The organism is Allobaculum sp. Allo2 (genome assembly GCF_022701175.1).
Lineage (GTDB): Bacteria > Bacillota_I > Bacilli_A > Erysipelotrichales > Erysipelotrichaceae > Allobaculum > Allobaculum fili.
In genome coordinates this window covers 1,259,183-1,281,006 of the sequence record NZ_CP078088.1, presented here as the reverse complement: position 1 = coordinate 1,281,006, position 21,824 = coordinate 1,259,183, and the positions used below count along the sequence as shown (strand labels likewise).

Sequence of the window (21,824 nt, the reverse complement as noted above, 5' to 3'; positions counted from 1 at the left end):
TGTACCCCAGAAAGTGGACAATTTTTTAGAGTCAACCTATTCCAAGGACACCCGATTAGCAGCGACCCCAACTACTGGACGATCGTTTTGATCTGTTCCCTAATTGCGGACACTTTCTAATCGACGTTCTTTCGCTGATCACTTTCAGCCCGCATACTGTTCGTGACGGAAATCCCCAAAGGAGACCATTATGAACAGAAATCGCTTCAGCGAAGAACAGATGTCAGCTCTGGCAGCTAATCCATACACAAAGGCTGTCTTTCCAACCACGATCAAATTCACTGACGAATTCAAGGCCGAGTTCCTCCGCCTTTACAACCAGGGCTGCCTTCCACGGGAGATCTTTGTGAAGCTCGGATATGATCCGAAAATGATCGGGGAGAGCAGAATGTCCAACACTGCCTATCTCATTTCCCAAAGCCGGAAAAAGACATGTGATAAAGGAGATGAAGTGGCCAGACTGGAAGGCGAAGTCCGGGCATTGCGCAAAGAGCTCGATACACTAAAAAAATTATTGCACTGGCGAACTCGAGGAAGCCAGGTTGCTCATGATGAACAGGCCTGCTTCAAAATACGCGCTGATTCAGGATGTCATTATGGATCCGGAAAATGTCCTGACTGTGACTGAGCTGTGTGCAATGAACGGTGTCAGTCGTTCAGGTTACTACAGCTGGTGTGCTCAGACAGAAAGCCGTGAACAAAGAGAAGCCCGGGACAGAGCAGATTTCGAACTGATTCTGCAGGCTTTCCGGAAAGCGCGCGGCCATGCCGGTGCCAGACAGATCCAGATGATCCTTCTCCATCAAAGCCCCAGTATCAGGTTCAACATGAAAAAGATCCGGAGGCTCATGAGAAAGTTCAACCTGGAATGTCCGATACGTAAAGCGAATCCTTACCGCCGTATGGCGAAGGCGCTGCGTACGGACAATGTCAGTGAGAACCTTGTCCGTCGGGAATTCGAAGAGCACGGGCCCAGAACGATCCTGCTGACTGATATTACTTACATCCCTTACCAGGGAAGTTTGCCTATCTTTCAACGATTCTTGATGCCTGCACCAAACAGGTCCTGGCTTACAGAGTCAGCGACAATCTCAAGGTTGACTTTGTTCTGGAGACAGTAAAGCAGCTGGTGGAGAATCACGGAGACGAGCTGGAAACAGATGTGATTGTGCACTCAGATCAGGGTGTCACTACACAAGTGTCGGGTTTCGGGAACTGCTCCGTCAGAAGAAACTGCGCCAGTCGATGTCACGCAGAGGAAACTGCTGGGACAACGCTCCTCAGGAAAGCTTCTTCGGCCATATGAAGGACGAGATCCGTGATGATCTGAAGAAGTGCCGGACTTTCCAGGAGATCTGTTCGCTGCTGGACGAGCAGATCCGCTACTACAATGAAGAGCGGTATCAGTGGGATCTGGCGAAGCTGTCACCAGATGAGTTCTACAAATACGTAACAACCGGCCGATATCCTCTTTCAGAATGAATGGGATTTAAGGGGCGCGCAGAATTTTTCTTCCACTCGGTCCCTGCGGGACCGTCCTTGACAGCAGGGCCCTTGCCCCTGGACCCACAAAAGCCGCCTTCAGCAGAAAAGTGAATGGTTCACCATTCAGCTGAAGGCTCAGCAGTGTACCAGGGGCAACCCTCTGTAAAGGAGCGCTTCAGAAAAACTCTGAGCGCATCGCTTCATCGGATTTGTTCACAAATCCTGCTCAAACAACAGACAAACAGATAACAGGGATAACGTGTCCGAACAAAGGGTTCTCTCTAATTATCGTGTCCTTGACATGGGGTACACTTCATATGAAGACATTGGCTCGGAGGATCCTACAAATATTTTCATAGAGCCAGAATATTATATCTGTGCGAAAAAATCATTTGGATTTATGTACCTGTATTCCTTAAAGTCTTGCCATTTCTATCTTCCACAGCTGACAGTTTCCCTTCGTGTTCTGCGGCAATCCGTTTTTCAGGCAGACCAAATTTCCCAGTAATCTATTGGAAATCTAATTCCAGTTCGATGAGTCGTCCTTAAGACCGAACCCCAATGGTGAGGAAATTTCATGGAGTCTTCAAATCAATTCAAGGAAAAGCAGACCCCGATTCGAAACGCAGGTTATCCATCCACTCAAAGTTTTTGTTCATAAACTTCTTTACTTTTTTTCTCAAACCATTATATTTATTAAATAAGTTCCTCATCACGCCTAGACCTTATCTCCACCAATAAGGAATGCGCACCAGGATGGGGTCTTTTTATTTTTCCAAAACGATTGCGTAATGCTAAGCAAAAAGCCAGACAAAAGACAATGTCTTCTCTGGCTTTATAAAACGGAACTGCATCCGGCAGTCAGCTTCAACACGGGGGATGTCAAAAATTTTGTGTAAATTCGTTTTTGGTAGTTGAAACATTTGGCGTTTCGAAGGCTCAAAACACCTCGCTGGACGAGGAGCGAGTGAAAATTTCTGGAGCGGCCCTTTATAGCGGGCGCCCCCTGCTAGACTTGTGTCGCCCCTGCCAGGGTGGCATTTTTCGACGGCGGGGACGTCTTCAGGGAGTGCAGGGGAGCGGGGACCCGCTGTAAAGGGTTTAAGCGGAAGAAAATTTCATGAGCGGATTTCGGATCTGCCGCTTATCTGGCTGAGTACTTCTCCAGCCTGGCGTCCAGTTCTTCCTCGCACAGGAGCTGATTGCGTACCATTGCCCAGTTTTGAACCGTTCGTCCCTGCCATTTCTTCTCAAGCTCCACAATGCGTAGATACAAAGCCTTATAAACTGAATCCTCATTTGGAAACGAGCCCTTTTTGTTACTTTTCGCAGGCTGGAGTTAACCGACTCAATCGCATTGGTTGTATACATTATCTTTCGGACAGCGCTGCCGTGGTTAAACAGCTGGAGTACGTGATGAAAGTTACGTTCCCAGACGCTCACGGAACCAGGATATTGGCTCCATTTCTCCTTAAATTCATCGAAAGCACCCTCTGCTTCTTTAGCGTTCAAAGCACCGTAGACTCTCTTGATATCCTTGCAGAAACCAGCTCTTTCTTTGTTTGGAATATATTTAAGCGAGTTACGAAGAATATGAACAATGCAGCGCTGCACAGTAACGTTCGGAAATACAGCCTTAGCGCCGCTTTCAAGCCCGCTTACACCGTCCATGGACAGGAAAAAATGTCTTCTATGCCTCGTGCCTTCAGTTCGTCAAAGATCTCCATCCAAAAGTGCCTGGATTCGCTCTCGCCGATCCAGATGCCAAGGATATCTTTGCAGCCTTCCGTGTCATAGCCAAGAACCACATATACAGCCTGTTCTTTTGCACCACGATCGGTTTTGACCGATACATAAAGGCAATCGACGAATACGAAAGGATAGCACTTCTTCAGGGGACGATGACGCCACTCATCAACAACCGGATAGACACGATCAGTGATGTTTGAAATCGTATCCGCAGAGACCGAGAAGCCATAGATATCCTGGATGATGTCGGAGATGTCGCGCTGCGACATGCCCTGGCCATACATACGGAGTATTTTGTCCTCGATATCTGAAATATCCCGACTGCCTTTAGGAACAGCCTGCGGTTCGAATGTACCAAGGCGCTCACGAGGAATACGCAGATCCAGCTCGCCCTGAGAAGACCTTACAGTCTTCTCAGAATAGCCGTTCCGCCGATTGTCCGTCGATTTAGGAGCATGCGATGTTTTTGTCAATTGAAAACTGGTCCAGTTGCGTAATTGAAAACTGGTCCACTTTGGGTTATAGAAGACTGCTCTTTCCAGAGCAGTTCCTTCTCCCTTCACCCCCTAGGGGTGACGCGCTTTTCTGATTTTTCCGCCTGATTTTTCTTCAACCCATTTCTTGGTTTCACGAAGCCTGTAACTCTGGCCGGTCATATTGATCATGTAGGCCTTATAAGCCAGTCGATCAATCATCGCTGACGTCAGTACTTCATCTTTGAAAATCTCGCTCCAGCGGTTGAGCTCCAGATTGCTTGTGACGATCAAGGACTTCTTGCCATTGCGACTCGAAATCAAGTTAAACAGAATCTCACCAGATTTCTGATCGAATGAGCAGTATCCAAGTTCGTCCAATATCACGAGGTCAAAACTTTCAAAACGCTTCTTATATCGAAGCAGCTGGTTCTGGCTCATGGCTTCACGGATCTCGATCAACAGATCGGACACCCCGATAAACAGAACGCTCATATTGTTCAGACAGGCTTCCATACCCAGACAGATAGACAAGGCACTTTTTCCCGTTCCTGGATTTCCAATCAGGATTACGTTTTCTCCATTTTTTATAAAGTCCAGACTTGAGAGCTCTTTTACTTTCTGCTGGATTTCGATTCTCAAATGTTCTGTTTGAAAGTCTTCCAGAGACATCCGATTTGGGAAATGCGCCAGCTGGATCCGCTTCTGAATACAGTTTTCATTGCGGCTGATCGTTTCGCCTTTGAGGACCTTTTCCAGAAATTCTTCGTAATCAAGGTGATCTTCTCTCGCCTGGGCAGCCAGTTCCTTATAGTTCTGGCGGATAAAAGGCAGGCGCAGCCTTTTGGCGTAAGCTTCAATGTTCATTTCATACTCGCTTTCTAGGCAAAGAGTGCCTGGTATTCCTCTACCTGTGCGGCCAGAGGCTCATAGACAGATTGGCGCTGAGGTGCCTGACAGGCTTCTATCCTGAGCAGATCTTTGATTTCTTCCATAGGCCGGTCTTTGTGTCTGGTGAGTATTTCTATGAATTCTTTCGGCTTTTCGCTAAAATAGTTGTCGTAAATTGATTTGAGTTCTGGATCCGCTTTGAGGGCTGTACTGTTTCTTAAAGCTCCAGGCTTTTTACGCAGCGTGCTTAGATAGTGCCGAATATCGAAGCACGTTTTTGTTTTCCATCATTGATTCTCTGATGTTCAGCTACCTGTTCATGTTCGTAATAAACTTTGATTGTTTCTGTGTAGGTTTTAACTCTTACTTTTTACCAATCAGATTATCGGGAACGGAATACTGATTATTGTCAACGCTGATTAAAGAGTATTTACTATCCGCTCAGCGATCTGAGCCGCTTCATAGTCAGGAAGGAGCGGCTTCAGAAACGGCTGTTCTTCTTTCCGCTTCGTATCTTTATTCAGTTCATCCAGACGATCCTTGAGCCACATTCTAGCTTCTTCGAGACTGTCGAATTTGTATTTCAAGGCGAAGCTCTTATTTCGAACTACTTCAACGGAACGTTCGACGGATCCTTTCTCATTTCCAGAAAATGCGTTCGTAACGTTTACCCTGAACCCGTAGTAATGGGCGAAGCGGATAAGTTCCGGATTAATTTCTTTCTCGTTTCTTCCTATGAATTTCGAGACGACGTTTCTCATATTGTCGTAAACGCCCTCTCTGAAGATTCCGCCGACTTCATTGAAGAAGCGGATCATCGATTCAAAGAAGACCTGACTTTTCTGGTTTTCGTACAGGCAGGCAGCTCGATAGCCTGACCATGGCGAAGTCATAACGGCCAGATAGAACGTCTTTCTCTGACCATTAATCATCAGCTTCACTTCGCCAAAATCGTATTCAAACCGGTCACCTGGTTCGTAGTCCTGACTGATGAAGCATTCTCTGTGCCTGTTCCTTTTCTCTTTGACCCTTTTTGTGATGGTCGACAATCCAATGTCGAATCCAGCAGCCCTGATCAGATCCCAGATCTGTAAGCAGGTCAGCTGCTGCTTATGGTCAGACCCGAGCAGGCGTGTCTTTTCTTCTTCGTCTTCAAGAATTTGATCCAGAAGCGCGTCGACCTCTGGACTGTATTTCCGAGGTTGTCTGGATGAACTGTCGTATGAAGGCGGATCGATACACTCCTCAATAAACGTTCGGCTGTTTTCGTGGGTTGGATCAGCTTCCAGAGACTCTCTCTTTCCTTGTACTTCCTGTAATACTTCTCACCAGTGGTTCTCGAGATCGAGCACAGCGCAGCGGCTTTTCTGGATGAGACTCCTTGTGTTCGTAAATCGATGTATTTGAAAACTGTCATCTGAGTATGCACTTTCTAGTCCTCCATTACGGAGTACGATACAAGTCAGGTGGCCCAGTTTTCAAATCCGATTTTCGCTTTTTGGACCAGTTATAAACTACAAAAACATGCGATCCGCTGGTATAACCGAGATGCGAATCAAGTTCTCCCTGGAGCATCTGTTCAAGGACAGGGCCAAATATTTCCCTGATGAGGTCTGAGGCTTCTTTAAACGTCTTAGGTTTGTATTCCTTAACGATGGTTGAAGCAATCTGTTCCTGAAGGGTTGGTGCAGCTTTAGCTTTACGTGGCATAAGTGGTCTCCTTGTATAAATTTGTCAGGCTCAAGCTGATTGTATCAGTCTGATGCCTTGATGGAATTTACACAAAAGACCTTACACTCTCAGGGCTGGCTCCATGTGAGGGTGGAGTCAGTCCTTTGGTCGTTATTTCGCAAAATCTATCAGACATTCTTTCCTGCAGAAAGGAAAAATACTAATAATATTTCTAATGCACTGGTTTACAAATATTGAGACAAATTGTTCGCCATTAGTTCTGCTTGAGAAAGAACCAGATCAATCGCACCAGGAATTTCTTCAGGTGGATAATGGTACTTCCTCAAAAGACGTCTAATATTTTTGCGGATTCCGGCTCTGGCACTTTCTTTGCGTTGCCAGTCAATCGAGACACTATGCCGAAGAATATCCGTGAGCTCTTTTGCAATCTGTACCAGTTGGTCGTTTTCATAAAAGTCTTTTACCGCTTCCGGCTTGCAGAGAGCATCATAGAAAGCGACTTCTTCAATAGATAAACCCAGATCATTTCCTGCCTGACTGGCATTCCTGATATCTTGGGCCATCCGCATCAATTCCTCAATCACTTCTTCATTCGTTATCAACCCATTCACATAGGAATTTAACGCTTTCTTCAAGCGATCAGAAAACTCTTCTGATTTAACAACATTAGTTCTTTTGAAGCCACGGATTTCATCATTCAGTAATCTTTTCAGAAGTTCCAGGGACAGATTTTTTCCCTCCATATTTCTGATTTCCTCTAAGAAGTCAGTATCAAAAGTGAAAATTCTTCCCCACGATCTGAGAAAAGGCTTACCACACCCTCACTCTTGATCGTCTGTTTCAGAAGTTCATTAATTTGAGCGTTCACTTCTTTCAAAGACAGCCTGCCCGAAGCACCGGAAGTCGAAATCCGATTTAAAAGCGTTTTTGCAGCGATAAAATAACCCGCTTCTCTTTGTTGTTTATCATCAACCAAACTGCTGCACAGAGAGAGACTGCTTCAAACGCTGGGCTTCCTTGATAAATTTGAACTGTGCTCTTTCTTTTTCTGGAATATTCATTTCTTGATGGGTTAAATCCATGATGTGATTCACTCCACCAGTGATTGCTCTTCCTTTTTCCAAATCCGTACCTTGCAAAAAGGACTTATAGTCGTACCCTTTGAATAAGTCTCTACAGCTGAATAGAGCCTCTTCAAATATAGGAAGTGCCTTTTTCTTAATATCTGGGTCACCAAAATTCTTCTGGTCGCTCTTGGTATAGTCCTTCATTGCTTGCTTTAATGCGGAGGCAATACCAATATAATCGACTACAAGTCCGCCCTCTTTATCCCCGAAGACACGATTCACTCTGGCAATCGCCTGCATCAGGTTATGGCCGCTCATTGGTTTAAAAACATACATAGTAGCCAAGGATGGAACATCAAAACCCGTGAGCCACATATCACGAACAATCGCGATTTTGAAATCAGACTCATTATCTTTGAACTCTTTTGCCAAATCCGCTCGATACTTATCCGTACCCGTATATTCGTGCCACTCTTCTGGATCTTTATTACTTCCAGTCATTACAATCTTGACCTTTTTATCCCAGGTAGGTTCAAGCTCCAGCATCTTATGGTAAAGCTTCACAGCAATTTCTCTGGAGTAAGCAACGATCAGCGCTTTCCCAGTCAATAAATTTTCACGATTTTCTTTGTAGTGATCAATAATATCTCTTGCTAGAGAGTCAATCGTTTCATCACTGCCAAGAATAGCCTCCATATTGCTAAGTTCTTTTTGCTTTTATCAATTGTGATCTCATCTGCCTCAGCAGCCAACATATCGTACGTGTTGTCGATTCTTCGAAGAGTCTCTTCATCGAGTTTAAGCTTCATAACCCGGCTTTCATAGTAAACCGGTCTGGTCGCACCATCTTCAACAGCTTGAGTCATGTCGTAAATATCAATATAGTCTCCGAACACAGCTCTCGTGTCTTTATCTTCAGAATCAATTGGCGTTCCAGTGAAGCCGATATAGGTCGCATTTGGAAGACTATCGCGAACTTTTTGGCTGCCCCAATCACCGTTTTTGCAAGAACATTCCCGTATTGATCCTTGGTCGTTACAAATTTTTCAGTAAGACCGTATTGACTACGATGGGCCTCATCCGCCATAACAATAATATTTTTCCGTTTAGATAGAGCTCCCCATTCTTCTTCGAATTTGGCCATAGTGGTAAAGATGATACCGCCACTTTGTCTATTATTTAAAAGCTCATATAGATTTTCTCTAGAGGTGGCCTGAACAGGCGTTTGACGCAGGAACTTATGACAATCCGAGAAGGTCTTAAATAGCTGATCGTCAAGATCACGGCGATCAGTAAGGACAACAAAAGTTGGATCATCCATTTGCTGGTCTAATAAATGAGTATAGAAAACCATAGACAGCGACTTACCGCTGCCTTGAGTATGCCAAAATACTCCCCTCGTCCGTCTGTTTTTGAAGCCAGCATCGTGGAATGAACGGCTTTCTCAACGGCAAAATACTGATGATATCCAGCCAGAGTCTTGATTAGCCGACCACCAGGCGTCATGAATAAAATGAAGTTTTTCAGAATATTCAGGAAACGATCCTTCTGGAAAATGCCCGTAAAAAGGTTTCAAAGTTTGCAAACTTCGTGTTTTCATAATTTCCATCTGTCGTTTTCCAGTCCATATAACGGTCTTCATTGCTCGAGATTGTACCAGCTCGTGAAACCAACATATCGGACATCACGCAAATTTGATTATAGTTAAATAAGCAGGGGATATCCAGCATATAATTGCGCAGCTGAACATATCCCTCAGAAGCACCTGTTTCATCCCGTGATGGCGATTTGAGCTCGATCACAACTAATGGCATTCCGTTTACAAACAGGACAAGATCTGGCCTTTTCTTTTTAAATTCTTCTACAGTGAACTGATTCACGATGAGAAAAGAGTTGTTCTGTACATCGTTATAATCGATCAAATGAACCAGATCATTTTTCATTTCACCATTTCGATAGTAGGAGACTCTCAGCCCATTCTGCAGATAGTCTGTAAATTGTTCATTCCTGGTTTCAAGAGAACCGACCTCCAAATTCCGAATTTTGACTACTGCTTCGTCAAAGGCAGCAGCTGGAAGGTCAGGATTACACATTCGTAGTGAATCTCTTAATACCTCGAGAAGAAGGGGATCCCTATAATCCCGATCCATATCTGGACCATATTGATATTCATAGCCTAATTCTGACTCGAACAACTGTATCAGAGTCTTTTCATAGGAATCTTCAGTGTATTGATTCATGGAATCCCTCCTTTTCTAGGATTTAGCTGGTGAAAACAAGAATTTATTGGCTTAGAGCTCAATATTAGATATGTCAAGTTCACCGGAGAATAGTTTTGGAAGCAAGATATCTCTTAAGTTGGCAAGCTTTAAATTTTCCGCCTGATTTGCCCAAATGGTTTCAAAAGAGGAGAAACAACATCTGTAAATGAGTTCATTTCTTCTGCTGTTGGCACGACTATTTCTGTTTTCTGAAAATCAGGAACTGTAAGCTGTTGTTGCGTAGTCCCAGTTCCGAGAATTTTGGAGTTCCTTAACCACAGATAAAGATATTTCGCAGATACTATTTCTTTTTCGGGACTAAGGTGATAAGCCGGACTATCGGGGTATATGGTCGATGGCGCAAGCAAACATAACCAATAGTTCCTCTCGCGGAGACCGTAATGCTTTCATCCTCAATTTTGTACCCACTTGAAAATCCATAAAGGCCTTCGTCTCTAATGCCATTAGAATAAATTGGATATGGATATTCTGTGGTTTGAACGGCAGATACAGTTTTTGGTTTATCTCCCCAGCTCCTATTAGGGATACATCCGCGAGAGTGGTCTTTTTCCATCCATCTCGTGATGGTCCTGGTGTGAGGAATCGACTTCTGAAAATTTCCTGTATTTGCTGTTCTAAATTCTTGTTTATCTGATTATTGAGATCGATTTTCGCTTGCATTCGCTCAATCAAATTTATCTGCTTTTTCTGAAATTCCAAGGAAGGTAAATCAATTTCAATGTTTTTAAAGTTCTTCAATGGTTGTGCCAAAGCTGGAACACCAGTCTGGTTTTTAAATGCCAAAATTTTCGATTGCCCTTCTCTGGTGTGGAAATAATAAACAAGGTATGGAACGTATACTTGATCTTCATCAAAAGAGACGCGGAATTGTCTCTGCGAGACTAAGTATTCATTGTATTTAGAGTCTTTCGGGATATAGGCTATCTGCCCAACAGTTCCGCTAATAGTAACAACAACATCACCTTTTTGGCGATAGATCGGCTTAATGATCGCGCCTTCTCTTCCGAAACAAATTTCGTTATATTGTCAGTCACCTTAACTCCCTTGAGATTAGCTCCATCTACGATGGGGAAACCGGATGAAGTGAAGCATTCAACTTTTAAATTCGAACCAAAAGGTCCTGCCGCGATATCTTTAATTACCTCGTCTAATTTAATTATCATCCAATACACCTCCTATGTGAGCTTTTTACATTACTTTGTTTCACCATCGCATATTGCATGGTTGTATCAATCCGTTCATGTCCAAGCAATTTTTGCAATTGCTCAACCGGCATACCTTTATCAATGGCTGTTGTAGCCATAGTCCTTCGAAACTTATGGGGATGGACTTTGGTGATTCCGGCACCTTCGCCGATAGTCTTTAGTCGTGACTCTACCCCATTTATCGTCAATCTGGCATATGGCTGCTTTAATCCTACGAACAGCGCTTCTCCTCCATCTACCCGTTCAGACAAATACTTGGAAAGATGGAGCTTAGTGCGCGCATCAAAGTAGACTGGACGTTCTTTATTACCTTTACCAAATACAATGCATTCCCTCTCGGTTAAATCAACGTCATCAATGTTAAGTTTGACAAGCTCACCAACACGCATACCTGTGGAGGCAAGCAAATCAATCATTGCCAAATCTCTGCTGTTAGACGTTGAATCTCTCATTTTTCGAGTTCTTCATCAGAGTAAGTGTCTTTGATCACCTTATCTGTTTTAATTTTGTGAATCCTTCTTGCTGGACTCTTTAGGATATGGTCCTCTTCTTCGAGCCAAGAAAAAAGCTTGAGATAATTCTTCGGATATTATCGATAGTTACTTTGCTTGATCCATGTAGCTTCTGATAATCAGATAAATAAGATCGGAGATCATCAGTCATGATTCCAATAACAGGCTTACTAATCTGATCGAGCATCTTTTGAATAGTTTTTCTATAATAATCAATCGACTTCTCAGAGCAGCCTTCGACCTGTTTGGCCGATAAAAACAAATCCAAATACTCTTCATTTTGCTTAGAAGGGTCTTCCTGATGATTTTGAGAAACATCGAACTGCGAAACTACAGCTCGAATAACAGTCTCAATCGTTTTCAACTCTCCGTAACCAAACAAACCACTCAACGCCTGGACAACACTGTTCACTAAGATTTCCTGCATAATCTTCACCTCGCCTACAGTGAGTATGCAAATATCAGTAGGTGGAGCAAACAAGAATTTAGAGCAGCAGGCGCAGGCTATTTACGAAGAACTCTTCATTAAAAAGCCAACCCGCAGTGGGAAACAGGACTTCTTTCAGATTTGGTAGAGGTTAAATACGGAAAAGATCATAAAAAGCTGGCTGATGGTGGCTATCCCGTATATGGTTCTGGTGGAATTATGCGTTATGTTGAGCGACCACTCTATTCTGGGGAGTCAGTTTTGATACCTCGTAAGGGTACACTCAACAATGTAATGTATGTCAATGGGGCGTTTTGGTCTGTAGATACGATGTTTTACACTAAGATGCAACGCCCTAATGTGGCAAAGTTTGTTTTCCATTTTATAAAGAGTAAGGATCTTGCTTCGCTGAATGCTGGTTCTGCTGTTCCGAGTATGACAACAAACATTTTGAATGCAATGCAGCTCCGTATCCCATATGAAAAGACACTCCGAGAGTTTGAAGAACTTGTTTTACCTATGTATAAAGCCATGCAGGAAAACGAAACGCAATCCTCAAGACTGGCCTCAATAAGGGATGCTCTACTCCCTCGCCTTATGTCCGGCGAGCTGGATGTCTCGGGCATCGACCTCTAAGCCGCTAAATTCTTGTTTATGAGAGCATTGTTATCCATTTTCTCATCTAGAGAATTCAAGATGCCGGCTATTCTTTTTGAAGCTGAAGAGGCGGAAGATCAATTTCCTGGTTTTCCATATCTTGCTTTGTTATATGAGCCATCACACTTCCATGTCCGCCAGCTTGCATTCTTCGAACATTGTTTAGAAGCCAGTAATACAAATAGTATTTATCTGCTTTACTGTCATCTACCTGCAGTTTCCAAATATGATAGTGATAAATAGATTTTGGTCCGCGATAAATTTTTGGTCCGAATGATGCTGACCAAGCAAACAACAAATCGTCATCCTCACAGTATTTATCTGATTCAAGTTCTAAATCTGAATAGAGCATTTCTGAATTGGTAAAAAATTACCCACTCGAAGAACTTGATATTTTCCTTTCTCTAGTAGTTCGTTTAATTTATAGGCACGGCCATTAATCACCCGACAGACATCTTTAAATTTCATACCCAATATTCTCCAGTTGCTTCCTGATTTCATCTTCGAGTTCACGTGATTGTTTAAACAAATCACCAAGTTCAGAAGTCAGGCGTTTCATTTTTTCGTCGAATGGCTCTCCATCTTCTTTGTCTTCTTCAATTCCTACGTATCTGCCTGGAGTTAGAATATAGTCCTGTTTTGCGATTTCTTCGGTATCGACTATTGCCCAGTGCCCTGGATTATTCTCAAGGTTACCTTCTTCGTAGGATTGATAAAGTTCACCTATCTTTTTAACATCTTCATCGGAAAATTCGCGCAGTTTCCTGGAAACCATGGTTCCCATATCTTTAGCGTCAATAAAAAGCGTCTTTCCTTTTTGCTTTTTATTCATTGAAAGAAACCAGAGTGAAACAGGGATACCCGTTGAATAGAAGAGCTTTTCAGGCAAAGCTACTATGCAATCAACCAAGTCTGCTTCAATGATTTTTTACGGATTTCGCCCTCACCCTTTGTCTGAGTAGAAAGCGCACCATTTGCCAGGACCATACCGATCTTTCCGTTTCGGTTCAGGTGAGAAATCATATGCTCCATCCAGGCAAAGTTTGCGTTTGATTCAGGAGGTGTTCCATAAGCCCATCTCGGGTCATCTTCGAGCGATTTGTGCCACCAGCTTTTATCGTTGAAAGGAGGATTCGCCATCACAAAATCCATCTTTTCATGAGGGTGAAGATCTTCCAAAAGGTGTCTGCGTTGTGGGGGCCGAGGTTTGCATCAATTCCTCTGATCGCCAGGTTCATCTGAGCAAGCTTCCAGGTAGTCGGATTAGATTCCTGCCCAAACACGGAAATATCATTCAGGTGACCTCCATGATTCTCAATGAATTTTGCAGACTGCACAAACATTCCGCCGCTACCGCAGCAAGGATCGTAAACACGGCCATGGTAAGGTTTTAAAACCTCAACAAGCGTGCGCACTACAGAAGAAGGCGTATAGAATTCGCCTGCGTTTTTGCCTTCCTGGGAAGCAAATTTCTGGAGACAATATTCATAGGTTCTTCCGAGAATATCTTTTTCGTTTCCGTGTTCGTGCATTTTGATATTGGTGAACAAATCGACAACTTCACCTAATCTTCGCTGGTCCATTTCAGGGCGGGCATAGTTTTTGGTAGAACGCCTTTCAGTTTTGGGTTCTCTTTCTCGATTTGTTCCATCGCAGAGTCGATGGCTGTTCCAACAGAGTTTGTATGCGCGGAGTTCTTAATCACATCCCATCGAGCACCTTCCGGAACGAAAAATATGTTTTCAGAAATATACTCATCTTTATCGTCAGGATCAGCATATGGGTCTTTTAAAAGTTCAGCACGTTTTGCTTCGAAAGAATCAGAGATATACTTCAAAAGATTAAGCCGAGAATAACGTGTTTATATTCAGAAGCATCCATGCTACCGCGGAGAACATCGGCTGCACTCCACAGTTCAGCTTCAAATCCCACATCTGCTTTATTAGATACTCTCTTCTTTGTATTTGCCATAAGTCTCCTTCTTTTGCCTCATGGGCTATGTATTCTTTCATTATAATCACCCCTGGATTGCAAAGGGCTTTCATCGAAAAAAATCAGGCTATCAGTGGCTTCTTACACCGAAAGATCAGCCGCTATTTAAGCCTGATATAAAGATTGGTTTTCCTGTCCCCTCAATATTGGAAATGGACCAATTTGTTTAGCGATACCATCCTGATAAATCTTTTTTCGCAAAAGGGGCATAAACCAAATGGTCCATTCCATCTTTTATGCCCCGACTCCCGGCGGATTACCCCGTTCTCTTGGCACGGAAAAGCGGGCGTGTTACGCCCGAATAGCATGGTCGACTTACGCCGATAGATAAATCTAAATATATTAAAAATTACTATATGAAGCTTTAAACTCAAACCTTGGGATTCTGATCTCAGATTTCGGAATTCAGAACCCTAAAATACGAAATCTCAGTCTGATTTATTGGAATATACATCTAAGGCCTTCTGCAATCGCCCAAATCGAACGATGCAGTTCATTGCGTTCCCGCAGCCTGTTTTCTGTCACAATAATTCCTTCTGGCTTTGAAGCTGCACGAGTTTCGTATTTCTTTGCGTTCATTCGTTACTGGTTCAATACACCATGAGCGCCATTCTTTTGCTCAAATTTCGTAAAGGTGTCTGAATTTGATTGTTCGTTTCAGAGCCTTGTGAAGACTGTCTTTAGTAATCTTAAGCTCATTATTCACAACAGCTTTAACTAAATTTGGATATTCTTTGGGTTCGCCTCAATCATTGAAATAGGACTTGAAGAACCATCTACGCCTTTTCCTTTATGATGAATCGGTCCAATAATGATATCCGAATACTCATAATTAAGTTTTAGTTTGCCGTAATTAAATCTCTTGATTTCTTCATTAGTCACGAATTCAATCTGTCTGGGGTCAATTCCAACTTGAGAGGCAATTTGATCAATTGCTTTTTATCGAGGTGCGTAAATCCAATGATCATGACCTTGGCTGTATATCGATTGAAGATCCAGTCGTTTTGGGTTGTTTCTGTATCCTCATAAAAGCCAATCTTTTTAGATAAGACTCAAGCCCTCCTGTTCGATTCTCCAGGAGAAGACGATCAGATACGTAGGAACAGACTTCATATGCCAGATTGTCAAGGCCCTGTTTATCTAACGCCAAGAGACTCACCACCCTCATCAAAAAGAGAATCTCGTTTTGCAATAATTCTCTCTACCCGCTGTCTAGCTTCTTTCAGCCGGTCTTGAAGGATCTTATATCTGGCTCCCATGACTTTCTGCTGCTCCAGATCAAGTTTGGGAATTTCCATATTTTTAAGATCCGGGGTTGTAATATTTTTTATAACAGAGCCTTTACTGATGGATTCCAATCTGTTTTTACCGTCGCTCGAAGTGAGGTAAGCCATCAAATACCGAGGATCAATTTTTTGAAGATCGGGGCGGATAACAAGAAAGTTGCTGCTAGGAATCACATGCATTTCTCCAATACCTTCCATAAAAGCAATCTGTGGTGCGACCCCTTTGGAAAAGATCAGAATATCACCATCCATTAAATAAATATCATTTTGAGCTGAAGAATCTTCGCCGATTGTCTCCAATGCGGAGATATCAATCTGCTGATCACGCAGTGCCTTGGCTGTAAGAAGATAACAATCGCCTTCAGCATTCTCATTCATCTTAGCCAGATTTTTCCTCTGAATACTTCAGCAACATCCTTAACACAGTATGTATTCTCAAAGTCTCTCAGACTAGTCTGAGTGTAGTAGCGCTGCGGATATAAAAGGGAGCTGTCAGCTTCTGCCTCTGCAACACTTAAATCGTTAAAGAGGGTCTCGTGATTACGAATCGTTGACTCTAATCCTTCCAGAAGCTCCTTCTGTTTCTGCAAACTCTTTTTCGGCCAAGAGAAAAGATACTATTAAGATCACAGATTTGAATCTTCGAATTCTCTTTTTACTCAGAATAAGAAGCACAGGAGAAATAGAAGTATTAGGGAGGATTCCAGCAGGAAGCTGAATGACTTTTTCAATAACGCTGCTCTTGATCAATGCATTGACGAACTTCTTTTCGGAGTTAGAGAAGAGGACAGAAGGCGTAGTGACCAAAGCGGCAATTCCATCTTTATCCAATGAAATAAGAGCATCATTAACCAACTCAGCCTCGTACGACCGAACGTTGATTTCTTCACCATTAAAAGCGAGGATTGGTGTGCGCTCTACTCGTCTCATTCCAAATGGAAGTTCTCCAAGAACAAGATCAAATCGGCCTTTTTCTGTTTTATGATTCAAGCGATCGATTCTCACTTCGATGGGCAGGTTAAACACCCTGCTAACAATTTGCTGAAGCATGCAATGTCTGGGGTTCAGGTCTTCTGAAACAATTCTGGCAGTCGGGAAATCCTGCGCCGCTTTTGCAGTAATATTTCCACGACACGAATTCATATTGAGGATTCGCAGCGGTTTTACATCCCCTCAAAAAGTCGAATCAGATCAGGAAGAATCTTCAGACCGTTTCCGGGTTCCGTAGAATCAGTAATCGAAAGAGCATTAATAATGGTACTCTTGATCCCTTCATAATCCAGATCCCGTAAAGCCTCTGTCCATAAAGAGACAGCCTCCTGATTAGCCCCGTCTACATTGATGTCGCTAATGTCTTTGTTTAATACATGGGCTGCTGCTACAGCCAGATTTAAAATTTCTTCACTTGATTTGACAGCGCTCAGCTCTTTCATTGGAGATTCAACTTTTAAAATCTCCAGATCACTAGCAATTCTTTCTTTTGATGTCTTTACTTCTGTTGGCAAATTCGTACCTCCTAAGTTTATTTAAACTTTTTCCTTGAGCTTATTCTGGCATTAATCCGACCAAAATTCAAGAAGTTTATATAAACTTTTTCATGATTATTTATGGCAATCCAATTATCATGAGGAATTATTGCCTTTTAACCCTGTGAGACGGAGGAAAACCGAAAAGAAGACATTAGAACGCAAGAAAAACTGTACAGAATTGTTCTGATCCAGGTTCTGTATATGTAAATTCTACTGACTTATTTTTGTCAATTGAAAACTGGTCCAGTCGTAAACTAGAACTTTCCCAATCAGCTAAACTATACGGTCGGATTTTTGCGTGGACGACCACGTTTCCTTTTGGGCTGGTCTACTGGATCTGGTCGTGGAATCAGATCCAGTTTTTGAAGAATTTCTATCTGACCAGGATTCATCTTGATCAGTTCCCACTCATTATCATTTTTATTCTTTTGCCTCTTTGCAGGATATGCATGATTTTCTTATAGCTCATGTCCTCAAGGAGGCCTTTTTCGTCGAACAGGTTCAAAAGTCTGAACGTGATGACGGTCGACAGAAAATCAATGAATTCGCTGCCGATCACTGAGTAGTCATCATGGACTCTGGTTACATCAAAGCCGAGGGCGTTCTTGTAGTACCGCATAACGATCTCGATTTGCCAGCGATAACTATAGGTCTTCCAGGCATCTTCCGGAGACAGATCGACATCTGATTCAAAGACCACTGTTCCAAATGTACGCTTTTTCTTTTCGTATTCTTCGAAATCGTACTTATCTTTACGATGCTTATCCAGCCAGTCCGTCTCCTCCTGAGCCGCTCTTCTCGGATCACGGAAACTGTAGAGCCATTTTCCCTTATTGGACAGCTTCTCTTTCTTAAACTGAATCGGTTCCATCTGCCCAAGAAAGCCGCAGCAGCCTTCGATCACGCCCTCGAAGTTATACATCTCATGATCGAAGGCAAGCTTGGCATTCCGATGAAGCGGGTTGAAGTAATGAAGCTGCGGGCAGTCTTTAAGGACTTCTTCGATCGATTTGACGGGAAACCCTTTATCACCAACCATAATTCCGCTTTGAATACCGTTCTGTTTCACAAAACTGTCATAGGATGTCAGATCGAGCATATTGCCGGGAAAGCACTGCGAACAGATGGGCTCCATTTTTCCAGATCAAATGCATAAAGTACGGAAATATCCCGTCTTCCTTTCAGTCTGGCCTTTCTGGAAAACTCCGAGAGCGTGTTTTGTCTGGAGTCGTTCGACTTCAGTGTTCCATCGATCAGAAGATGATCATCAATCCCAACTTTGGCTGCCCGGTTTTTCATGAACTTCAGAATTCGGTTGCATGTTTTACCAAGATCTTTTGAAATGTACTGATCGTATTCTTGCTCATCGCGGTTTCTGGCATCAGCTCCGTCAGAAACGACTCATCGTAACTCTCTTTGAGTTCGCAGTCTTTGATATGCGGATAGCAGACGCGAAGAATGGCCATGCACAGAATCTTATCGGCGTCCTGACGGTTATAGACCTGAAGCAGTTCTTCCATCAATTCAGCGGACTGCCTGTAACAGAGCTCAACATTGGCCCAGTCTTTAAGAACTGTCTTAGATGTATGAACCGCTGGAGAAGTCGGTTCTTCAAGAGGTACGAATTTGCCATTAATGATGTGGCCGATAGTAGGACCATCGACTGGATAACAATGGCCATTCTTGCGAATACAGCCGACTCGCTGTTTGACAGCGTATCGATCTTTTTTCCATAAGCGTAAACAATCGTATTTTTGGGACGGGCGACGGCCCGGATATCAGCTGGGACAGACATTTTCGGCTCCTTTTTTGTATAGTGTAATTCTATCATTATTATACCATTAAATGACCTATACAGGGAGGATTTTTATATTCAAAATGAAATTTCTCAGAATCGAATTGATTTATAATTTTGCTTAATAAAGCTCGTTAATCGTAGTTATGGTCATTGAGCCAGGGAAAATTAAAAGAGAGCCTCGGAAAAAGGCTCTCTGATGGGATGAAATTTCAAAAACGAGCGATTTGTATAGTTAAGCTCATTGGGAAAGTTCTAGTAAACTGTACCCCTAAATTCGTACAGATTTTTAGATATCAGTCAAACACACAGTTTAGTCAATGGAATTATCCCCAGAAGCAGTTTAAAAAATCTGGTTTTATATTTTGATCCAAGCTATAAACAATATTCAACTGCGAAAACTCTAAGCAAAAGCCCAAATCAAGCAAACGGATTTGGGCTCTAATGCCAGGCAGAGCATGGATTGGATTAAATGACGAGTTCACTTAAGAATATCTATAACTTATTTTGTATATTTAATATCAAATCTGAAAGTCTTTTCTCCAACGTCATAGTTATCCGAAAAGGTATCGATAACAAATGTGAAATCTTTTCGTTCTACAGCCGGATAGCTGATAATGCCGGTTGCACTTACACCAGGCAAAATATCATAGGGGAGTTCTTCATAATCCGCATTATAATTCATTTCCTCTTCGTATTGTTTTCCGTCCTGGACGATTTTCGCGGATATTCCGTATACGCCCCAACTATCCTGAGTCGTGTTTTTACCGTCAAATAGACTCTGGTTTCCTTTTTGAAAATTCGACCTTATGGACAGTAATTTCTAATCCGTTCTGGTTTTGAGTCATGTTTGGATTTAACTCAACTTCTGTTGGAGATAAAGCGTCTTTATAGTCAAGAATCTGATAATCCGTAACCGCAACGGCAGGAGCGGTCAGCGTCGATCCAAAGTTATTTTGAGATTCTCCCTCATCAGCTACCTTTCCGGTAAATTCAAAATAACTGTCCGCCTTGATGGAAAATTCCCCGGCTGGCACGTACAGCCATAAGAGATCATTGGCAGCAGTCTCATCATCAATAATCGGATGCGCCTGAACAATATAATTTCCGTCCTCATCTTTTTCTGGACTGGTGAAGCACTGTGCTTTCATCTTAATGCAATGGTCAACGTAGTCTTCTGTCTTTGTGAAAAGACCGTTAAGTTCATCGCCTTCCATAGGTACCAGTACGTCATTCTCATAAGTACCTACTTCTCTTCCCCGCTTTTCCAGACAGTTTCACCGTCTCCTTCGAAATGTCCGTCCTTAAATGTACCTGTATAGGTCCAGCTTTCTCCTTCATCATTTTTCGAAGTAAATTTCCCTTGTCCATCTGGGATTCCATCTTTCATATCGCCAGAATAAACGCCGGTCCGATCTCCATAGCTGAGATGGAGCGTCATTTCTTCTCCTGATGAGCAGCCTGCGATGATGAACGCCGGCAGTAGCAGTACTAATGCTTTTTTCATCCTGTTTTCTCCTTCTTATCCCCATTCTTCAAACCCGATAACCATTTTGGATTCAGGCTGCAATCAAGAAACAGCCCAGTCTTGACTATCCGCCCTTCGAAACAGCGGCTATAGATCTTCTAGTTTCATCCATTTTCAGAAGGGCTGTTTTGATCATTCCCTGCTCCCCTCAAGGTCATGTCAAAGATCTGCACTCAACTCATCGTTTTCTTTTGAGAAGAAAACCTGCCCGACCCGTTTTCACGTGGCAAACTGAAAAGGAGTCCTGTGTTGTCTTTCGAGAGTATTTGAGCTGCCTGAGAAAGTTACTGTCCGACGGGAAACGAATACCTGACCTCCCAAAAACAGGCCAAGTTCTGTCTGTTTGAAAATTTCAACGGGATTCTGCAGTTAAAACAATCATACTCAAAAAAATAATCACATAGGATAAAACAAAATGAATCTGGTTATTTTTGACAAATTTATTGATCATTATGTCTTGAAATGTGGAGTTATTCCTTTTGCTTTCTGCCTGACTGTATGTCCTATTGCCGGATTTCTATCGGATATAGCATAGCCGATCCAGTCTCAGCGATTTGCTTGTCCAGCCCATACTCTCCCCCTTTTTTGAGAGGATTGAAGTAAGCTTGAAGCGTTCGCTTTTTACGGAAAGAGTGTAGACGGGAGAGCACAGGCGGTTGTACAGCAGAGCGTATTGCGTCGTCCGTATATTTTTGAATCTTGCTTCCTGCCGCATCGACACGTTTTCCTGCCAAAGAAAAAGGAGATCCGAAGATCTCCTGAAAATAAATTCGTCTGAATTCTGTTACTTCTTTTTCTTCCCGTTACCTTGGTTGAGAGTTTTCATGATCTGGCGAACCTGAGCTTCAGAAGGTTTTCTTCCCATCTGAAGGTACATGGCACGGATCATTTTCTCATTGATTGGCGGGTTTTCTTTCAGGTCCTTTTCAAACTTGCGCTTGGTCAGGAAGAAAGTAATGACTGCACCGATTAATGCACCAACCAGCGCATACAGGATAGAAGACCAGAGATTGTCCATTTGTATCGCTCCTCTTTTCTCTTGATATTTTACACAAATCCAGGGATATCCTCAATTTTCTTTCATGGCCTTTCATGAGAATCGTCATGGCCTTCTGCAGCCTGACTGCGGGTGAAAGAGACGGGGCTGAACTGGATTTTTGTTTGGGTTTGTAACAGATCTAATCAACAGGCGTTTCAGACTGGATTCGACTTCGATCTGTCCTGGATCAACCCATTCGGGAATAAAGTGTTCCT

The 21,824-nt window shown here is 42.9% G+C and carries 28 protein-coding genes and 5 pseudogenes; 4 read left to right on the top strand and 29 right to left on the bottom strand.

Annotated elements, in window-relative coordinates:
- The first annotated feature begins 190 nt into the window (after nt 1-190).
- The 3 genes from KWG61_RS07225 to KWG61_RS07215 all read left to right on the top strand — a co-directional run bounded on the left by KWG61_RS07225 (nt 191) and on the right by KWG61_RS07215 (nt 1,482).
- Nucleotides 191-628 carry an HTH domain-containing protein gene (locus KWG61_RS07225; RefSeq protein WP_242745391.1) on the top strand — a complete coding sequence of 146 codons (438 nt, stop codon included), beginning with the start codon at nt 191-193 and terminating at the stop codon, nt 626-628.
- A complete protein-coding gene (locus tag KWG61_RS17295; protein WP_367614286.1) occupies nt 549-1,121 on the top strand; it encodes an IS3 family transposase in 573 nt (190 codons plus the stop codon). Before KWG61_RS07225 ends, KWG61_RS17295 begins: the two co-directional genes overlap by 80 nt.
- 124 nt (nt 1,122-1,245) lie before the next feature.
- Entirely contained in the window at nt 1,246-1,482 is a 237-nt protein-coding gene (locus KWG61_RS07215; RefSeq protein ID WP_242745387.1) for an IS3 family transposase, read from the top strand.
- A gap of 1,104 nt (nt 1,483-2,586) precedes the next feature.
- Here the strand turns inward: KWG61_RS07215 and KWG61_RS16165 are convergent.
- From KWG61_RS16165 to xerA, 15 genes and pseudogenes are all read right to left on the bottom strand, one after another.
- Nucleotides 2,587-3,156, bottom strand: a complete 570-nt coding sequence (locus KWG61_RS16165; RefSeq protein ID WP_256460814.1) for a transposase — start codon at nt 3,154-3,156, stop codon at nt 2,587-2,589.
- Complete coding sequence (locus tag KWG61_RS16160; protein WP_256460813.1) at nt 3,144-3,707, bottom strand: transposase; 564 nt, start codon at nt 3,705-3,707, stop codon at nt 3,144-3,146. The genes KWG61_RS16165 and KWG61_RS16160 overlap by 13 nt, the downstream gene beginning before the upstream one ends.
- Nucleotides 3,708-3,800: 93 nt before the next feature.
- Nucleotides 3,801-4,574 (bottom strand): IS21-like element helper ATPase IstB, encoded by a 774-nt coding sequence (gene istB, locus KWG61_RS07205; RefSeq protein ID WP_242745385.1) that lies wholly within the window; start codon nt 4,572-4,574, stop codon nt 3,801-3,803.
- A gap of 443 nt (nt 4,575-5,017) precedes the next feature.
- Nucleotides 5,018-5,758, bottom strand: a complete 741-nt coding sequence (gene istA, locus KWG61_RS07200) for an IS21 family transposase (protein WP_242745597.1) — start codon at nt 5,756-5,758, stop codon at nt 5,018-5,020.
- 283 nt (nt 5,759-6,041) lie between these two features.
- Nucleotides 6,042-6,308 (bottom strand): hypothetical protein, encoded by a 267-nt coding sequence (locus KWG61_RS07195; RefSeq protein ID WP_242745383.1) that lies wholly within the window; start codon nt 6,306-6,308, stop codon nt 6,042-6,044.
- A gap of 206 nt (nt 6,309-6,514) precedes the next feature.
- On the bottom strand, nt 6,515-7,033 hold the full coding sequence (locus tag KWG61_RS17290; protein ID WP_367614285.1) for a type I restriction enzyme endonuclease domain-containing protein: 519 nt from the start codon (nt 7,031-7,033) through the stop codon (nt 6,515-6,517).
- Nucleotides 7,034-7,047: 14 nt separating this feature from the next.
- Nucleotides 7,048-7,266 (bottom strand): hypothetical protein, encoded by a 219-nt coding sequence (locus KWG61_RS17285; protein ID WP_367614284.1) that lies wholly within the window; start codon nt 7,264-7,266, stop codon nt 7,048-7,050.
- Nucleotides 7,259-8,053, bottom strand: coding sequence for a type I restriction enzyme endonuclease domain-containing protein (locus KWG61_RS17280; protein ID WP_367614283.1), 795 nt, complete (start codon nt 8,051-8,053; stop codon nt 7,259-7,261). The genes KWG61_RS17285 and KWG61_RS17280 overlap by 8 nt, the downstream gene beginning before the upstream one ends.
- Complete coding sequence (locus KWG61_RS17275) at nt 8,011-8,283, bottom strand: hypothetical protein (protein WP_367614345.1); 273 nt, start codon at nt 8,281-8,283, stop codon at nt 8,011-8,013. The genes KWG61_RS17280 and KWG61_RS17275 overlap by 43 nt, the downstream gene beginning before the upstream one ends.
- On the bottom strand, nt 8,220-8,717 hold the full coding sequence (locus KWG61_RS17270; RefSeq protein WP_367614344.1) for a DEAD/DEAH box helicase family protein: 498 nt from the start codon (nt 8,715-8,717) through the stop codon (nt 8,220-8,222). The genes KWG61_RS17275 and KWG61_RS17270 overlap by 64 nt, the downstream gene beginning before the upstream one ends.
- Before the next feature lie 172 nt (nt 8,718-8,889).
- Nucleotides 8,890-9,597 carry a type I restriction endonuclease gene (locus KWG61_RS17265; RefSeq protein WP_367614282.1) on the bottom strand — a complete coding sequence of 236 codons (708 nt, stop codon included), beginning with the start codon at nt 9,595-9,597 and terminating at the stop codon, nt 8,890-8,892.
- A 322-nt stretch (nt 9,598-9,919) separates the two neighbouring features.
- Entirely contained in the window at nt 9,920-10,192 is a 273-nt protein-coding gene (locus KWG61_RS17260) for a restriction endonuclease subunit S (protein WP_367614281.1), read from the bottom strand.
- A gap of 116 nt (nt 10,193-10,308) precedes the next feature.
- Nucleotides 10,309-10,554 (bottom strand): annotated as a pseudogene (locus tag KWG61_RS17255) (hypothetical protein); the annotation flags it as partial.
- 5 nt (nt 10,555-10,559) lie between these two features.
- A complete protein-coding gene (locus tag KWG61_RS07180) occupies nt 10,560-10,802 on the bottom strand; it encodes a hypothetical protein (RefSeq protein ID WP_242745381.1) in 243 nt (80 codons plus the stop codon).
- Nucleotides 10,799-11,783, bottom strand: a pseudogene (gene xerA, locus KWG61_RS07175) (site-specific tyrosine recombinase/integron integrase). Before xerA ends, KWG61_RS07180 begins: the two are co-directional and overlap by 4 nt.
- Before the next feature lie 126 nt (nt 11,784-11,909).
- Here xerA and KWG61_RS07170 point away from each other — a divergent pair.
- Nucleotides 11,910-12,419, top strand: a pseudogene (locus tag KWG61_RS07170) (restriction endonuclease subunit S); the annotation flags it as partial.
- A 67-nt stretch (nt 12,420-12,486) separates the two neighbouring features.
- On the opposite strand, the gene KWG61_RS07165 reads toward KWG61_RS07170, so the two are convergent.
- From KWG61_RS07165 to KWG61_RS07105, 14 genes and pseudogenes are all read right to left on the bottom strand, one after another.
- Nucleotides 12,487-12,792 (bottom strand): restriction endonuclease subunit S, encoded by a 306-nt coding sequence (locus KWG61_RS07165; protein ID WP_242745377.1) that lies wholly within the window; start codon nt 12,790-12,792, stop codon nt 12,487-12,489.
- A 105-nt stretch (nt 12,793-12,897) separates the two neighbouring features.
- Nucleotides 12,898-13,972 (bottom strand): annotated as a pseudogene (locus KWG61_RS07160) (N-6 DNA methylase).
- A 32-nt stretch (nt 13,973-14,004) separates the two neighbouring features.
- Nucleotides 14,005-14,321, bottom strand: a pseudogene (locus tag KWG61_RS17250) (type I restriction-modification system subunit M N-terminal domain-containing protein).
- 828 nt (nt 14,322-15,149) lie between these two features.
- Nucleotides 15,150-15,314, bottom strand: a complete 165-nt coding sequence (locus tag KWG61_RS07155; RefSeq protein WP_242745375.1) for a hypothetical protein — start codon at nt 15,312-15,314, stop codon at nt 15,150-15,152.
- A 254-nt stretch (nt 15,315-15,568) separates the two neighbouring features.
- On the bottom strand, nt 15,569-16,096 hold the full coding sequence (locus KWG61_RS07150; RefSeq protein WP_242745372.1) for a restriction endonuclease subunit S: 528 nt from the start codon (nt 16,094-16,096) through the stop codon (nt 15,569-15,571).
- Between the two features lie 162 nt (nt 16,097-16,258).
- Complete coding sequence (locus tag KWG61_RS07145) at nt 16,259-16,861, bottom strand: N-6 DNA methylase (protein ID WP_242745370.1); 603 nt, start codon at nt 16,859-16,861, stop codon at nt 16,259-16,261.
- 20 nt (nt 16,862-16,881) lie between these two features.
- The gene (locus KWG61_RS07140; RefSeq protein ID WP_242745367.1) at nt 16,882-17,223 is read right to left on the bottom strand and encodes a hypothetical protein; all 342 of its coding nucleotides are present in this window, start codon (nt 17,221-17,223) and stop codon (nt 16,882-16,884) included.
- 421 nt (nt 17,224-17,644) lie between these two features.
- A complete protein-coding gene (locus KWG61_RS07135) occupies nt 17,645-18,346 on the bottom strand; it encodes a transposase (protein WP_242744872.1) in 702 nt (233 codons plus the stop codon).
- Entirely contained in the window at nt 18,334-18,546 is a 213-nt protein-coding gene (locus KWG61_RS07130; protein WP_242745364.1) for a hypothetical protein, read from the bottom strand. The genes KWG61_RS07135 and KWG61_RS07130 overlap by 13 nt, the downstream gene beginning before the upstream one ends.
- Before the next feature lie 5 nt (nt 18,547-18,551).
- Nucleotides 18,552-18,767, bottom strand: coding sequence for a hypothetical protein (locus KWG61_RS07125; protein ID WP_242743373.1), 216 nt, complete (start codon nt 18,765-18,767; stop codon nt 18,552-18,554).
- A 777-nt stretch (nt 18,768-19,544) separates the two neighbouring features.
- Entirely contained in the window at nt 19,545-19,727 is a 183-nt protein-coding gene (locus tag KWG61_RS07120) for a hypothetical protein (RefSeq protein WP_242745362.1), read from the bottom strand.
- A gap of 85 nt (nt 19,728-19,812) precedes the next feature.
- Complete coding sequence (locus KWG61_RS07115; RefSeq protein WP_242745360.1) at nt 19,813-20,259, bottom strand: hypothetical protein; 447 nt, start codon at nt 20,257-20,259, stop codon at nt 19,813-19,815.
- Between the two features lie 29 nt (nt 20,260-20,288).
- Entirely contained in the window at nt 20,289-20,549 is a 261-nt protein-coding gene (locus KWG61_RS07110; RefSeq protein ID WP_242745358.1) for a hypothetical protein, read from the bottom strand.
- 805 nt (nt 20,550-21,354) lie between these two features.
- Nucleotides 21,355-21,588, bottom strand: coding sequence for a YneF family protein (locus tag KWG61_RS07105; protein WP_230268240.1), 234 nt, complete (start codon nt 21,586-21,588; stop codon nt 21,355-21,357).
- Nucleotides 21,589-21,824 lie beyond the last annotated feature (236 nt).